The sequence below is a fragment of the Halomonas sp. SpR8 genome (assembly GCF_031010195.1).
In the GTDB taxonomy this organism is placed as follows: domain Bacteria; phylum Pseudomonadota; class Gammaproteobacteria; order Pseudomonadales; family Halomonadaceae; genus Vreelandella.
This window is the reverse complement of the sequence record NZ_JAUAMC010000003.1, coordinates 523726-538598: the sequence shown is the minus strand read 5'-3', so window position 1 is coordinate 538598 and position 14873 is coordinate 523726. Positions and strand designations below refer to the sequence as shown.

The 14873-nt window shown below is 55.4% G+C and carries 15 protein-coding genes; 8 read left to right on the top strand and 7 right to left on the bottom strand.

What is annotated here, in order from left to right:
- Positions 1-23 precede the first annotated feature (23 nt).
- Positions 24-851: a 16S rRNA (adenine(1518)-N(6)/adenine(1519)-N(6))-dimethyltransferase RsmA gene (gene rsmA, locus QT230_RS09085; protein WP_308321307.1), complete on the top strand. Its 828-nt coding sequence runs from the start codon at positions 24-26 to the stop codon at positions 849-851.
- On the top strand, positions 848-1225 hold the full coding sequence (gene apaG, locus QT230_RS09080) for a Co2+/Mg2+ efflux protein ApaG (protein WP_308321305.1): 378 nt from the start codon (positions 848-850) through the stop codon (positions 1223-1225). The genes rsmA and apaG overlap by 4 nt, the downstream gene beginning before the upstream one ends.
- Here the strand turns inward: apaG and QT230_RS09075 are convergent.
- The gene (locus QT230_RS09075) at positions 1194-2669 is read right to left on the bottom strand and encodes an FAD-dependent oxidoreductase (RefSeq protein ID WP_308321304.1); all 1476 of its coding nucleotides are present in this window, start codon (positions 2667-2669) and stop codon (positions 1194-1196) included. The genes apaG and QT230_RS09075 overlap by 32 nt on opposite strands.
- Complete coding sequence (locus QT230_RS09070) at positions 2669-2848, bottom strand: hypothetical protein (protein ID WP_308321303.1); 180 nt, start codon at positions 2846-2848, stop codon at positions 2669-2671. The genes QT230_RS09075 and QT230_RS09070 overlap by 1 nt, the downstream gene beginning before the upstream one ends.
- A gap of 216 nt (positions 2849-3064) precedes the next feature.
- Here QT230_RS09070 and QT230_RS09065 point away from each other — a divergent pair, with 216 nt between their 5' ends.
- Positions 3065-3886 carry a symmetrical bis(5'-nucleosyl)-tetraphosphatase gene (locus QT230_RS09065; protein WP_308321302.1) on the top strand — a complete coding sequence of 274 codons (822 nt, stop codon included), beginning with the start codon at positions 3065-3067 and terminating at the stop codon, positions 3884-3886.
- A complete protein-coding gene (locus QT230_RS09060) occupies positions 3877-5007 on the top strand; it encodes a polynucleotide adenylyltransferase (protein ID WP_308321301.1) in 1131 nt (376 codons plus the stop codon). Before QT230_RS09065 ends, QT230_RS09060 begins: the two co-directional genes overlap by 10 nt.
- 28 nt (positions 5008-5035) lie before the next feature.
- Here the strand turns inward: QT230_RS09060 and folK are convergent, their stop codons facing one another.
- Positions 5036-5584 (bottom strand): 2-amino-4-hydroxy-6-hydroxymethyldihydropteridine diphosphokinase, encoded by a 549-nt coding sequence (gene folK / locus QT230_RS09055; protein WP_308321300.1) that lies wholly within the window; start codon positions 5582-5584, stop codon positions 5036-5038.
- A complete protein-coding gene (gene folB / locus QT230_RS09050; protein ID WP_308321299.1) occupies positions 5581-5961 on the bottom strand; it encodes a dihydroneopterin aldolase in 381 nt (126 codons plus the stop codon). Before folB ends, folK begins: the two co-directional genes overlap by 4 nt.
- A gap of 103 nt (positions 5962-6064) precedes the next feature.
- Here folB and plsY point away from each other — a divergent pair, with 103 nt between their 5' ends.
- Positions 6065-6637, top strand: a complete 573-nt coding sequence (gene plsY / locus QT230_RS09045) for a glycerol-3-phosphate 1-O-acyltransferase PlsY (protein WP_308321298.1) — start codon at positions 6065-6067, stop codon at positions 6635-6637.
- Between the two features lie 3 nt (positions 6638-6640).
- On the opposite strand, the gene tsaD is transcribed toward plsY, so the two are convergent.
- Entirely contained in the window at positions 6641-7699 is a 1059-nt protein-coding gene (tsaD, locus tag QT230_RS09040; protein ID WP_308321297.1) for a tRNA (adenosine(37)-N6)-threonylcarbamoyltransferase complex transferase subunit TsaD, read from the bottom strand.
- Positions 7700-7925: 226 nt separating this feature from the next.
- On the opposite strand from tsaD, the gene rpsU reads away from it, so the two are divergent.
- From rpsU to rpoD, 3 genes are all read left to right on the top strand, one after another.
- Positions 7926-8141 carry a 30S ribosomal protein S21 gene (rpsU, locus tag QT230_RS09035; RefSeq protein WP_008956349.1) on the top strand — a complete coding sequence of 72 codons (216 nt, stop codon included), beginning with the start codon at positions 7926-7928 and terminating at the stop codon, positions 8139-8141.
- A gap of 272 nt (positions 8142-8413) precedes the next feature.
- Positions 8414-10258: a DNA primase gene (dnaG, locus tag QT230_RS09030; RefSeq protein ID WP_308321291.1), complete on the top strand. Its 1845-nt coding sequence runs from the start codon at positions 8414-8416 to the stop codon at positions 10256-10258.
- Between the two features lie 225 nt (positions 10259-10483).
- Positions 10484-12334 carry an RNA polymerase sigma factor RpoD gene (rpoD, locus tag QT230_RS09025; RefSeq protein ID WP_308321290.1) on the top strand — a complete coding sequence of 617 codons (1851 nt, stop codon included), beginning with the start codon at positions 10484-10486 and terminating at the stop codon, positions 12332-12334.
- Positions 12335-12430: 96 nt separating this feature from the next.
- Here rpoD and QT230_RS09020 read toward each other — a convergent pair whose 3' ends face one another.
- Both QT230_RS09020 and QT230_RS09015 read right to left on the bottom strand, forming a co-directional pair.
- Positions 12431-14002: an AbgT family transporter gene (locus tag QT230_RS09020; RefSeq protein WP_308321289.1), complete on the bottom strand. Its 1572-nt coding sequence runs from the start codon at positions 14000-14002 to the stop codon at positions 12431-12433.
- Between the two features lie 202 nt (positions 14003-14204).
- On the bottom strand, positions 14205-14852 hold the full coding sequence (locus QT230_RS09015) for a hypothetical protein (RefSeq protein WP_308321287.1): 648 nt from the start codon (positions 14850-14852) through the stop codon (positions 14205-14207).
- Positions 14853-14873 lie beyond the last annotated feature (21 nt).

Below are 14873 nucleotides of genomic sequence, written 5' to 3'. Positions count from 1 at the left end.
CGCACTCCAAGGAACACCGTTTGATGTCTACTGTGCCCCAACACCGCGCTCGTAAACGCTTTGGCCAGAACTTTTTACGCGATCTCGGCATTATTTCGCGGATCGTTCGCGCGGTGGGCCCGCGCTCGGGGGATCGACTTGTCGAAATCGGCCCTGGCCAAGGCGCGCTGACCGAGCCGCTGCTGGAAGCCGCCGGGCACCTGGAAGTGATTGAACTTGATCGCGACCTGATTCCTGGCCTGCGGGTGCAATTTTTTAACTACCCCGATTTTGTCATCCATGAAGGCGATGCGCTCAAGTTCGACTTTGCCGCATTAAAAGGCGATGGGCCTGCGCTTCGCGTGGTGGGCAACCTGCCTTACAACATCTCAACACCGCTGATCATTCATCTGCTGGCCGCAGGAAGTGCTATCGAAGATATGCACTTTATGCTGCAAAAAGAGGTGGTTGAACGCTTAGCCGCAGAGCCGGGTGGCACCGACTGGGGCAGGCTTTCGGTCATGGCGCAGTACTACTGTCAGGTTGAACAGCTGTTTATTGTGCCGCCGGAAGCGTTTGTGCCGCGGCCCAAGGTTGACTCGGCGATTGTGCGCTTAACGCCCCACGGGCAGCTACCTCACACTGCAGAGGATCCCGTGCTGCTGTTTGAGCTGGTGAAGCTCGCCTTTGGTCAGCGGCGTAAAACGTTGCGCAATAACTTCAAAGGACGGGTGAGTCCCGAGACGTTAGAAGAGTTGGGTATTGATCCCATTCGCCGTCCGCAAACCCTGACGGTGGCTGAATATGTGGCGATTGCCAATCGTGTGGCAGCCGATGAGCAGGCGAGAAGTGAGCGGGGCAGCGAAGAGTGAGTGGCCTAGCGATCAAAGTAAGCGTCGCGCCTAGCTATCGAGCCGATGAGTCCAGCGACGTTGAGGCGCGCTACGTGTTTAGCTACACCGTGACGGTGCACAACCAAAGCCCCCACAGCGTTCAACTGATGGCGCGCTACTGGAAAATCACTCAGGGCAGCGGTGACTGCCAGGAAGTGCGCGGCAAAGGCGTTGTCGGTCAGCAGCCGCTGATTGGGCCGGGTCAGAGCTTCCGCTACACTAGTCGTGCCATTCTGCAAACACCGGTAGGAGTAATGGAGGGCGCCTACACTCTGTTAGACACCTCCACCCAGCGCGCCTTTGAAGTGGCGATTACCCCCTTCAGATTGGCCGTGCCGCTACAGCTTCACTAGGCGTCTGAGCTAGCCTGCTCTCCAGGTGGTCGCAAAGCCGCAGAGCCAGTTGCACTAAGGTTAGCGTCGGATTGGCATGTCCGACGCTGGCGAAAAGGCTAGAGCCCGCGATATAGAAATTGTCCTGAGCAAATAGGCGGCAGTCAGAATTAACGATGCCGTCCTCAGGATTCATACTCATCCGCGTCCCGCCCATATGGTGACGGCCAGCGATTTCGCCCTCGGTCGGTAGATGCACCGGGGTATCCGCTAGCCAGTCTTCCATTTGTAGTCTTCCGACCTCGTTGTCGCGCAGATATTCGCCGAGTAGCAGCATGCTCTCGCGAATAGTATGACTGTCCAAATCCGATTGTCGCCAAACCAAGCGGCTGCGCGGTACGCCCAACGTATCCAATTCATCGCTCAGCTCGATACGATTATCGAAGCGTGGCTCCTGCTCCCAGGCGGCCCTAAGCACCGCGCCGTGAATCATACGTCCCTGCGCTTGCCAAGTACTTATCCGTCCAGCCAGCGTAGGCGCCTGGTCAGCAAGCTCATCGATCAATTCCTGGGTGGCCTCAGCGTTCATGCGGTGCAAGCGTAAACCACAGTTAAGCATTTGCCGTGAAGCGATGGCGTCAGCTGTAGGGGAGAGAAACACATTGTACTCATCGTCTAAGCCCAGCGCTGCAGGCTCAAACAGCAGTGCCTTACCCACCGTGGCGTGGGGATGCTCCATCCAGTAGCGCCCCAGGGTGGCATCTTCCGGTATCAGTTGCCCTTGGGCCTGTTGATTGCACCAAAGCAATAGACGTGAGTTTTCAATACCGCCGCAGGCGAGCACGAAGTAGTGAGCTCGAACCTGACGGAAGTCGCCTTGGTAGTTTCTAAACGTGGCGGTGGTGACCTTACCGTTTTGCGTTTCTAGCGCGACCAAATTGGCAGTTAGGCAGCACTGAATAGTGGTCGATTCGCTGAGCGTAGCGGCATGCTTCTCCTTCATGCGGGTGGGGTGACCCAGCGAAAAATAGATACGCTTAAGCGCCGCGTTGGTGATTAAGTAATCGGCAGGCGTCGTCTCTAAGCCAAGTAGGCTGACGGCAGCGTTGTAGTAAGGTTCTAACGCATCGCGGCCAATCGGCCAGGCCGTCTCGCTACTGGCGGTCTTGGCGGTAAAGTCGTAACGATCCAAGGGGCGACAAACGCCTCCCCAGTGGTTGGTCGACCCACCTAAGTAGCGCAAGCGAGCGCCATACAGCGGAATATAAGGGTCTCCCACTGTCTCGCCTCGGTAGCACTCTTGGGAGCGTTCGCTGTAGTCAGCATCGCCGCCTTCGCAGAGCAAGACACTGTGCCCTTGCTCAGCCAGAGTGACTGCCATGGAAATACCCGCAGCGCCAGCGCCAATAATGCACACATCTATGCCGTCCTGATGTTCACTGATCGCCCGGAAATCAATATACATCAGCGGTCGCTAGCCTTAAGCAGCCAGCCGTTCACCGTTACCGGGGCGTGTGGTGGGGAGAGCTTAGGTCTTTCAGCTTGTGCCGTAGGGAGAAGCATGGTGCCGGGCAGCACTACCGAGCCAATACCGGCGAGGGTGACGACGCGCAGTAGCCCGCGCCGGGTATGATCCATTGTCATCTGAGGGTCGTTTTCCTTAACGGTGGTGGCAACGCTTATTAGGGTCGCTTCGTTGGTTGACGTGAGGCTTAAGAGTGTTAATACGTGCTTTTATAGTGATCCAGGTTTGGCTTTTTCACCAGTGTTAATCATTAACAACGACAGCGACGACAGGCAGAGTAAGTAGCGGAGGTGGTAGTATTTAGCTCACTCATTTTATTAATAAAGGCTTCGCGCATGAGTAGCTATGTGATCGGCGATTTACACGGCTGTCACGCCGAGTTTGTAGCCCTTCTTGAGAGGCTCGGCTTCAATCCCGCGCGGGATACGCTTTGGCTGGTAGGCGATTTGATCAACCGAGGACCAGGCTCTTTAGAGTGCCTGCGGGAAGTGCGCGCGCTGGGCAGCGCCGCGCGAACGGTGCTAGGTAATCACGATTTTCATTTATTAGTGGCGGCCCGTGGCGGTGGCAAACTGAAAAAAAACGACACCCTAAGCGATATTCTGAACGCGCCTGATCGCGAAGCGCTGCTGGACTGGCTGCAGAGCCAGCCGCTGAGTGTGTTTGAAAACCATACGCTGATGACTCATGCCGGACTGCTGCCCCAATGGAGCGTGGCCCAAACCGAGACGTTAGGGCGCGAAGTGCAGGCGGCACTTACCAGTGAGACATCCGGTGAGTTTTTAACCCAGCTCTTTGGTAACCAGCCGGATCTATGGTGCGACGATCTAGACGGCATGGATCGCCTGCGCCTGATCGTCAACGTCCTGACCCGCATGCGCTTTATTGATGTTCAGGGGCGGTTGGATTTTGCCGCTAAAGAGGGGCTCGATAGCGCCCCGATAGGCTTTCTTCCCTGGTTTCAATACCCGCGAAGCGATGACACCCGGCTGCTATTTGGCCACTGGGCTGCTCTTGAGGGCAAAACCCCTAAAGCTCGAGTGCCCGTCGAGGCGCTGGATACAGGCTGTGTATGGGGCGGACGATTAACTGCGCTCGATCTGGACAGTGGCGAGCGCACCAGCGTGGCGAGTCATCAGCGGGGAAAATGGCAGTGAGAGAGCCAAACAGTGATCCATGCTTAGTAGGCCTGAGCGTTTATCGGGTCGGCGGCGCCGTGCGCGATGCGCTGTTGGGTTGGCCGGTCTATGACAACGACTGGGTCGTGGTGGGCGCAACACCAGACGCTATGCGCAAGCGCGGTTTTAAGCCTGTCGGGCGCGACTTTCCGGTCTTTTTGCACCCAGAGTCTGCGGAAGAGTACGCACTGGCTCGCACTGAGCGCAAGTCGGGCCACGGCTATGCAGGGTTTGAGGTGCACGCCAGTCCGGATGTGACGCTGGAAGAGGACCTGCTGCGGCGTGATTTGACGATCAACGCGATTGCCCAGAGCACTGACGGCGAGTTGACCGACCCTTTCAATGGTCAGGGCGATATTGAGCGGCGCGTGTTACGGCATATCTCAGCGGCGTTTAGCGAAGATCCGCTGCGGGTGTTGCGTACCGCGCGTTTTTTGGCTCGCTATGCATCGCTGGGTTTCACCATTGCGCCAGAGACGATAGCGCTGATGCGCCAAGTGAGCCAGAGCGGCGAGCTTGAGCATTTGGCCGCCGAGCGGGTTTGGGTGGAAACCGAAAAAGCGCTAGGCGAGCCAAACCCAGAAGTCTACTTCACTACGCTGGAGCGCTGCGACGCGCTCAAAGTGTGGTGGCCAGAATTATCGGATGAGGCATTAGAAAAAGGATTGATTGCGCTGGACCAGGTGCCTTCGAGCAGTACTCTGTCGTTGGCCCACTGGCGCTATGCACAGCTGCTCTCGCCACTAACCGCCGATCAGCGCGAGATTTTGGTCACGAGACTTAAGCTGCCTAACGTCGTTGCTCAGCTTGCCCGCCATACGGCGCATACGCATGCGCTGTTAGCTGAATCGTTAGATGGGCCGAAGGTGCTGCACTGGCTGGAGCGCTTGGATGGCTGGCGTAAACCCGAGCAGGTAGAGGCGCAGTTGGCGTTAGTCAAAGTGTTGGCACCTGATCAGGTTGGCCAGCTTGAAGGCGCTTGGCAGGCAGCCCGTAAGGTTAATCCTCAGACGCTAATAGCCGAAGGGTATCAAGGAGCGGCGCTGGGGGAAGCATTACGCGAGCATCGCGGGCAGGCGGTGGCGTCTGCGCTAACGTAGTGTTCTTGCGTGTTCGCTGCTGAAGAAGTTATCGGCTTGCCGCCGTAAGACGAGGCTGCTCATCTGCTTGGGAGATCCAGCGGCCCCGCCAGCTAAAAGCCACCGGCCAGAGGCGCTGGTTGCCTAGCTCGAAGGCTGCCCATAGCTCAGCGTAAGGCGTGCCGCAAACCGGGTGGTGCTGCTCGGGCAGTAGCTCGGCAAGCGGCTGTAAAACAAATGCATTATGGGTGATTTCGCCGCGCGGTAAACTGATGCCATCAACAGTGTCGCAGGTATCACCCACGGTTAGCAGATCAATATCCAGCGCGCGGGGGCTGAATTTAGCAATATCGGGCAGGCGGCCATGCTCAATTTCGAGCTGTTTACCCCAAGCCTGAAGTTCTCCGGGCGTCCAGGCGCTGTGAAAGGCCACAACCAAATTATAGAAATTACGGCTGTCTGAGAAACCGACCGGCTCGCTTTCAAACACGCGGGAGATATGCAAGGGGCCAAAGGTGTCATTCAATGCATCAAGGCAGAGGCGAAGATGTCGGATGGGTTCAATGTTGCTACCTAAACTGACCGTTACCAGCTTCATGTGCCGAGCTCCTGAGTGGCCTCTGGCAGGACGCCACGGGTAATTTCCAGGCCAACACTGGCAGCGTTGGGAACGGCGCCCGGTTTGCGCACCGTTAGGCGCAGCCAGGTGATCGGAAACTCTGTGCGCAGGCACTCTGCCAAGCGTTCGGCGAAGGTCTCTACCAGGGCAAACTGGTGGGTATCGGCAAACTGCTGGATGCGCTGGCAGATGGCAGCGTAGTCTAGTGTGAGGAGCAAATCATCGGTGGCTGCTGCCGAACGAATGTCAGTAGCCAACGCAAGATCCAAACTCAGCGACTGTTGAATCGAGCGTTCCCAGTCGTAGGCACCAATGACGGTGTCGACGGCTAACGCCTCAATCAAAATGCGATCCATCCCGCTTTCCCCTACGGTAACAAGCGGGCGATTGTACGTTAGGATGGGGGGAAACGACAGTCAGTAGGACCATCGAGTTGGTCTATAAAGCGAGCAGAGCGCCATGGTGTGGATAGTGGTGGGTTATTTAAGCGGTAGTTGGCTGGCAGCGTTGAGCGTTTGCCGCTTGTCTGGTGTGGGCGATCCCCGCCAACACGGCTCGTGTAATCCAGGCTTTTCCAACGTACTGCGACTTTACGGGCCTCGTTTGGCAGCAGCGACGCTGCTGTTAGATGCCTTGAAGGGTATGCCCGCCGTGCTGGGGGCGAAATTAATGAGCTGTCCGGTTTGGCTGCAAGGATTGGTTGGACTAGCGGTTTTGTTGGGCCACAGTTTTCCACTCTGGCACGGCTTTCGTGGCGGCAAAGCGGTCGCAAGCGCATTTGGTGTGCTGCTGGTGTTGGTGCCCTATGTGGCGCTATTCAGTGCGGTTGTCTGGTCGTTGCTGGCGTGGCGGTTGAAGACGGCGGCAATTGCCTCATTAGTGAGTGCCTTATTGGCGCCGCTGTTATGCGTTTGGTTAGCCCCTGAGTATTTTATGGTGGTAGGCGGCTTCAGCCTACTGGTGCTGACTCGCCATGGGTTCAATATTCGCCGACTGCGGCGTGGCGAGGAGCCGCCGTTTCGCGGCTCTTAACCGTTAGAGAGTGGTGAGGCTCTTGGGCGGTGCGAGTTGGTCTAGTGGCCAGCGGGGCGTTGCCTGCATCAAACCGGATATATCGCACTCGCCTGCCGCCAGGCGTTGCGCGCCGACATAAGCAATCATGGCGCCATTGTCGGTGCAGAAACGCCCCCTTGGGTAGTAAGCCCGAGCTTGGCGCTTCTCACACTCAACGTGCAGTCGTTCGCGCAGACGCTGGTTGGCGCTGACGCCACCTGCGACCACTAAACGTTTCAAGCCAGTTTGGTCCAGCGCTCGGCGGCACTTAATCACCAGCGTATCGACAACCGCCTCTTCAAAGGCACGGGCAACGTCGGTGCGGGCTTGGGCGTCAAGTTCGTTGGCGGCCTTTAATTGACGAATGGCTGTCATGGTATGGGTTTTTAAGCCCGAAAAGCTGAAATCAAGCCCTGGGCGGTCGGTCATGGGGCGTGGGAAACGAAAGCGCTTGGGGTCGCCCTGTTCTGCTAGCTTGGCGACTTCAGGCCCACCTGGATAGGTAAGGCCTAGCATCTTGGCGGCTTTGTCAAACGCTTCACCCGCCGCGTCATCCACCGATTCGCCGAGCAGTTGATAGCGTCCCAGCCCCTGCACTTCAACTAGCTGGGTATGCCCGCCGGATACCAGTAGCGCGACAAACGGAAATTCAGGAGACTCTTCTTCCAGCATCGGCGCCAGCAGGTGGCCTTCCATATGGTGAACGCCAAGCACCGGAATATTCAGTGCGCGGGCCATGCCATGGGCCGTACTGGCACCCACCATTAAAGCGCCCACCAGGCCTGGCCCGGCGGTATAGGTAATGCCATCCAGATCGTGGCGCGTCAGTTTGGCATCGCTGAGCACCTGCTCAATCAATGGTAGCAGTTTACGTGTGTGATCCCGAGAGGCGAGCTCGGGCACCACGCCGCCAAATTCCATGTGCATAGCGATTTGGCTATACAGCGCGTCAGCCAGCAACCCTTTGCCGCCTGTCAGCGCGGTGTCATAAAGCGCGACACCCGTTTCATCGCAGGATGTTTCAATGCCCAGTACACGCATAAAAAAGGGACTCTTTGAGGATGCATTTGCAGAAAGTGGGGTGAAAAATATCAGTGCAATAGTTTAGCATTGTACTTGTAGACGAGCGTTAGCATTTGCAAAGATAGCTAGTGGCGACTAGACTATTGTGCGCTGTAAAACTGGGTCGTACACCGCATTCTAAACCGCAACATTGCAGTGTACGTACTATCCGAACTCAAGACTCCTTAAGGTAGGTGAGTGCTTAATGCCTTCTGTAAAAGTACGTGATAACGAGCCGTTTGACGTCGCCCTGCGTCGCTTCAAGCGTTCTTGCGAAAAAGCCGGTGTTCTCTCTGAAGTACGCCGCCGCGAGCACTATGAGAAGCCGACTGCTGAGCGTAAACGCAAAGCGGCAGCTGCCGTAAAACGCCACGCCAAGAAAGTTCAGCGTGAGCAAAAGCGTTTCGAACGGCTCTATTAGATCCGTACCCGAGGGGGCCGGAGCAATTAGCTGGTCGTCTCAAGAGGGATGCCAAACGGCCGCCACTAGGTGGCCGTTTGTTTTTCGATACTTGATGGCTGTTTGTGACCATCGCTGTTTAAGGTGATCTGGCAGTGGGCCGGATGATCTTAGGCACTGTTTTAAAAACATGTTCTTAAGCGCTATGTTCTTGAATATTATGTTCTTAAATATCATGTTCTTAAAAACATTGTCTTCAAAGCCAGCGCTTTGCGCGAGGATGCCCGACGTTCATGGCAGGCCAGATTCCACAGCGTTTTATTGATGACCTGTTAGGCCGCGTTGACGTGGTCGAGGTGGTTGGTGAGCGTGTGCAGCTTAAAAAGGCCGGTCGTAACTACTCGGGACTATGTCCGTTCCATCAAGAGAAAACGCCGTCGTTCACCGTCAGTGCTGATAAGCAGTTTTATCACTGCTTTGGCTGCGGAGCGAATGGCAATGCACTACGCTTTCTGATGGAGTACGACAAATTACCGTTTCCTGAAGCGGTAGAGCAGTTAGCTGGTCGTCTGGGTATTGAAGTGCCCCGCGAGGGTGCCGATGATCCGCGTGCCCAGCAGCGGGAAAAGATGCGCAAAGAGGGTGTTAACTTGCTGGAGCTCGCCGCAAGTTTTTATCGCGAGCGATTAAAGATGCAGGAAGGCCAGCCTGCCCAGCGTTATCTGTCGGGGCGTGGGCTCTCTGGTGACGTTATCAAAACCTATGGTATTGGCTATGCCCCGGCTGGTTGGGAGGCGCTAAAGCAGCACCTAAGCGAGCGCGGTATTGGTGAGCCGGTTCAGGTTGAGTACGGCCTGCTGATTCACCGCGAAGATACCGGGCGTACCTATGACCGCTTTCGAGATCGGGTCATGTTCCCGATTCGCGACCTGCGTGGTCGCACGATTGCTTTTGGCGGCAGGGTGATGGGCGATGATCAGCCTAAATACCTCAACTCGCCTGAAACACCGGTGTTCCATAAAGGCCGCGAGCTATACGGTTTGTATGAGGCGCGCCAAGTTTCGAGCAAACTTGAGCAACTGGTGATGGTCGAAGGCTATATGGATGTCGTGGCGTTAGCGCAATACGGCATCCATAACGCTGTGGCAACGCTGGGTACCGCCACCACGGAAGATCACTTGACCCGCCTGTTTCGATTGGTGAGTCGCGTGGTGTTCTGTTTCGACGGTGACCGTGCGGGCAGGCAGGCGGCAAGCCGGGCGTTGGAAACCGCGCTTCCGCAAATGATTGATGGCCGAGAAGCGCGCTTTCTGTTTCTGCCTGAAGGTGACGACCCGGACACCCTGGTGCGACGTGAAGGTGCCCAGGCGTTTCAGGATCGTGTGACCTGTGCCATGCCACTGTCGGAGTTTTTGTTTGAGCAGGCGGCCCAAGGGCGCGATCTGAACACGGTGGAAGGGCGTGAGCGATTTGCCAGTCAGGTGCTTGAAGCATTGAACAAAGTGCCCGAAGGCATGCTCAAATCACTACTGCTCGAGTCTTTGGCCCAGCGTAGCGGGCTGGCGCAGGAGCAGTTGAGAGTGCTGCTCGAAAAGCGTGCTCAGGCAGCGCAGCAGCGTCTCGTTCAGAAACAGGGCGAGCAATTTGCAGAGGCGTCGCCGTCGTCAGTAGACGTTCAGGCTGCGGTTGCACCGTCGTCAAGGGCGCGCTCGCAGGCGCTTTCCCCTGTTGGGCGTATTGTTCAGTTGCTATTGCATGAGCCTAACTTGGTATCGGTGCTACCCGATCACTTGGAGTGGTTGCCGGAAGATGACGATGCGCCTTTATGCCGAGAGTTGATTGCACTGCTCAAGGCCGGGCGTTATCGCAGCCCACAAGTCGTATTGGCGCATTTTCAGGGTAGTCAGCAGGGGCAGGCTTTGGCGGCTTTCGCCAAGCGCGAACTGTTAATTCCAAAGGCCGATAGAGAAGCAGAACTGAATGGCTGGATAGAGCACCTACAGCACGTTCAGCGCCAGCGCTCTCCGCATGAGGAGTACGTTGCATTGCTGGCGCAGGAGCGCGCCGGGAAAAAGTTAGATAAGGAGCAGCGCCAGCGCTTAGCAAGCTTGGTAATGCAGCTTGCGCAGCGCCAGTAAGGCGGTGTTTTGGACGATAGGGGTTGAATTCTTACCGTTTCAGCACCAAATATGAGGTCAGTCACTAAGCGCTGACCTAACCGAACAAACTAACACACCTGAATAGCCGCGCAAATACGTCGAACTGGAAAATTTCCGGTCAATTACGCTATACTATTCGGCTTGTTGAATTTAATCGATTCAGCGCCCAGGTGTTTCATTCTTCTTCGTCGAGATAGGGTTTCTATGGCTGGAAATGCGCAGCAGCAGTCACGTCTGAAGGAGTTGATCGCGCGAGGCAAGGAACAGGGCTACCTGACCTATGCCGAGGTCAACGACCATCTACCCGAGGATATCGCCGACCCGGATCAAGTGGAAGACATCATTGGCATGATCAACGACATGGGTATAAGTGTCGCTGAAGAAGCGCCAGATGAAGACACTTTGATGATGTCGGATCACTCCACGGACGAGTCCGCTGCGGAAGAGGCCGTAGCGGCCCTTGCCGCCGTGGAAAGCGATGTAGGCCGTACCACTGACCCAGTGCGCATGTACATGCGTGAAATGGGCACGGTTGAGCTTCTAACCCGTGAAGGCGAAATTGAAATCGCCAAGCGAATTGAGGAGGGCACCCGTGAAGTGATGTCGTCCTTGGCCTATTTGCCGGGTGCCGTTGCGTCTATTTTGGATGCTTACGACGCTACCCAGGATGAAGAAGCGCCGGGACGTCTTTCGGATCTGTTTTCTGGTTTTATCGACCCGGATGAAGGTATTCCCGGCGTTGCTGAGGCAGAAGTACCTGAACCGGAACCCGAGTCTGATCTTGACGACGACGTCGATAGCGACGGCGATGATGAAGACGAAGACTCCACGGCCAGCGAAGGCGGTCCGGATCCTGAAGAGGCACGTGCGCGTTTCGAGCAGATTCGCGAACAGAATGCCTTGGTGGAGGCCGCGTTTGCAAAACATGGTCGCGGCAGTGCTGAATTAAAAGCTGAGCAGGCTCGTTTGGCGGTGCTTTTCTCGCCCATCAAACTGGTACCCAAGCATTTTGAGCGGCTAGTTGGCCAAGTGCGTATCAGCGTTGAGCAGGTGCGTGCCCAAGAAAAAGCGGTAATGCAGCTGTGTGTGAAAAAAGCCAAGGTGCCGCGTAAAACGTTTATTAAGTCGTTCCCTGGCAACGAGTCACGTAAAACGTGGCTGGATGATTTCCAGGCGGCGCAGAGCAAGTACGCCGATCGCCTCGAGCCGCTTCGCGCCGATATCGCCCGTGCCCAGCGCAAGATCGCCTTCGAAGAAGATATGGTGCAGCTCTCGGTTGCCGATCTCAAAGAGGTCAATCGCAAGCTCTCGATTGGTGAGGCGAAAGCTCGCCGCGCCAAGAAAGAGATGGTTGAGGCTAACCTGCGTTTGGTTATCTCGATTGCCAAGAAGTACACCAACCGTGGCCTACAGTTCTTGGACTTGATTCAAGAGGGCAACATCGGCTTGATGAAAGCGGTCGATAAATTCGAATACCGCCGTGGTTATAAGTTCTCAACCTATGCCACTTGGTGGATTCGTCAGGCGATTACCCGTTCGATTGCTGACCAGGCGCGCACTATTCGTATTCCGGTGCACATGATTGAGACGATCAATAAGCTCAATCGCGTATCACGCCAGATGCTGCAGGAAATGGGGCGTGAACCGACGCCGGAAGAGCTCGGCGAGCGCTTGGAAATGCCGGAAGATAAAGTACGCAAGGTGCTCAAAATTGCCAAAGAGCCGATCTCCATGGAGACGCCAATTGGTGACGATGACGACTCACACCTGGGCGACTTTATCGAAGACGGCACCATGCTGCTACCCATCGATATGGCCACCGGTGAAGGTCTTATCGAAGCCACGCGCAACGTGTTAGGCGGCTTGACCGCCCGGGAAGCGAAAGTGCTGCGCATGCGCTTTGGTATCGATATGAATACAGACCATACGCTGGAAGAGGTGGGCAAACAGTTTGACGTGACGCGTGAGCGAATCCGCCAGATTGAAGCCAAAGCGTTGCGCAAGCTGCGCCACCCCAGTCGCTCGGAGCCGCTGCGTTCGTTCCTTGACGAGTGAATGCCGTAAGTAGTGAGTGGAGAATAGCCACCGCTAAGATCAAAAAGCCCGCCGTTCAAAGAACGGCGGGCTTTTTGCGTTAAAGGATGTAAGGGCTTATAGCGTGTAGTAGGTGGCGGAGCCAGGGCCAACAGGTAAGCCAAACACAAAAACCCAAACGAAGAACAGCAGGCTCCATCCAATCAGCATAAACAGCGTATAGGGAAGCATAATAGCAACCAGCGTACCAATGCCCATATCTTTCCGGTAGCGAGTTGCTACGGCTAGGATCAGGCCAAAGTAGCTCATCATCGGGGTGATCAGATTAGTGACTGAATCACCGATACGATAGGCTGCTTGAATGACTTCGGGGGCGTAGCCCATTAACATTAACATGGGTACAAAAATGGGAGCCGTCACCGCCCACTGTGCCGAGGCGCTGCCCAACGACAAGTTGACGAACGCACACATAATAATGAACAGAGCAAACAGGCCGGGGCCGCGTAGTCCGAGAGATTCCAGCAGATCCGCACCAGCAATCGCGGTCACAGTACCAAAGTTACTCCAGTTAAACAGTGCCACGAACTGAGCAGCGAAGAACACCAGAACAATGTATAAACCCAGGCTGCTCATGCTTTTAGCCATGGCATCTACCACATCGCGGTCATTGTGCATGGTGCCTGCCAAGCGGCCATAAACAAAGCCCAATAGAGTGAATGACACCGCTACAATCACAACAATTCCGCGTAAAAAAGGCGAGCCGCTTATTAGCCCTGTTTCAGGGTTGCGCAGTATGCCGCTCTCCGGCACTACCATCCCGGCGACCAGAGCAACTAGTACCAGTGCGGCTAAGCCGGTACCTTTTAGGGCACGTTTTTCTGTTGATGAGAGACCGCCCATGCTTTGATGGTTAATATCACTATCGGCTTGATCAGAGTCGAATTTACCCAGTTTGGGTTCTACGATGCGCTCGGTGACTAAGCCACCAATCAGTGTCACAAAGAAGGTGCTGACGAACATAAAGAACCAATTAGCTTCTGCGCCCACTATATAAGCAGGATCGAGAAGTCGCGCCGCTTCCTGGGTAATGCCTGAAAGTAATGGGTCAACTGTGCCGATTAGCAGGTTAGCGCTATACCCCCCAGAAACACCGCAGAATGCAGCAGCTAGGCCCGCAAGGGGATGCCTGCCCAGTGAGTGGAATATCATAGCGGCAAGCGGAATCAGTACTACATAGCCAAGCTCTGCAGCCATATTAGACATAATGCCTGCAAAGACTACCGCGTAAGTAACAATTCGGGGTGACCGGTTGAGCACTAAGGCGCGCATGGTCGCGGAGAGCAGTCCCGAATGCTCGGCAACGCCCACGCCTAGCATAGCCACCAACACGGTGCCAAGCGGGGCGAAGCTAGTGAAATTGGTCACCATTTCAGTGACTAGTCGGCGTAAACCTTCGGCATTAAGCAAAGAGTTAACGGCGATCCATTCGCCTTCATTGGCGGGCCGAGGGTCAGCCACGGAAACCCCAAAAGCTGCCGCGACCCCGCTTGCAACAACGACTAATACGCACAGTATTGCAAACAGAGTAACGGGGTGAGGAAGTAGGTTACCCAGCCACTCAACGCTATCTAGAAAACGGGTGAAAAAACCTCGCTGCAGGTTTTTTTCATCATGCTTGGTTTTATTCATGAGGTTTATGTCGTCAATGTAAGGGTTTCTAGTAAAAAATATGGTTGTGAAGCATAACGAGCGACACTACGTTGAAGAGCAGTGGGTCGCAAACGGCTTTTTGCATAACGAGATTCGAAAAATGAAACGCCGCCTTGCTTCGCAAAGACGGCGTTTGTCACTGATGCCTGGGGGAGGGGCTAGCAAGCAGGAGTCGGGGGCGTTAATACGACGTTTGTCGGGCCCGATAAACACGCCGAGCCAGGAGCAGTAGTTCCAGCGTGGCGATCAAGATCAGGCTGTAACCAAGCAGCTCTACAACTTCTTCAGCGACGCTCTTAAAGGTACCCGAGTAGCTGTCTTCAAGAATGGCTTGCCAGAATTCTTGCCGCCCATATAAGCGCGAGAAAATATAGGTGGTTAAAACGCCCGCCGTAAACAGGCCAAAGGCAAAGGTGTTGCTGTAATGGGCGAACTCCTCAAAAAAGCGTTGGCGCTGCTTAACCACCCAGAAAAGCGTGGGGAGAATAATCAGCGCAACAAGCACCTTCCAGGTGTTGTCAGCGACATAGGTATCTAAAAAGTGATCCTGTTCACGCACCAGCGAAGCGGCCAAAAATGCTAGCAGGAGCAGCGTGACGTTGGGCCAGACTTTAAGCACCTGGCGAATATAAATCAGCATGGCGCAGCAGATGGCTAGTACCAACGTTTGGGTAAACTCGGTAAAGCCCCACTCTGAAAAGCGTACTGAGGGTAGATAAAGTGCTTCTAAATAGGCACCTTGGGTAATCGCACCAATAAACAGTACGTAGAGCACCGCACGCACTAAGAGAGCTCGAAAGCCGATAGGCCATGGAGGGGGAGGAGACATACCAACATCCTTTGTGGGTAG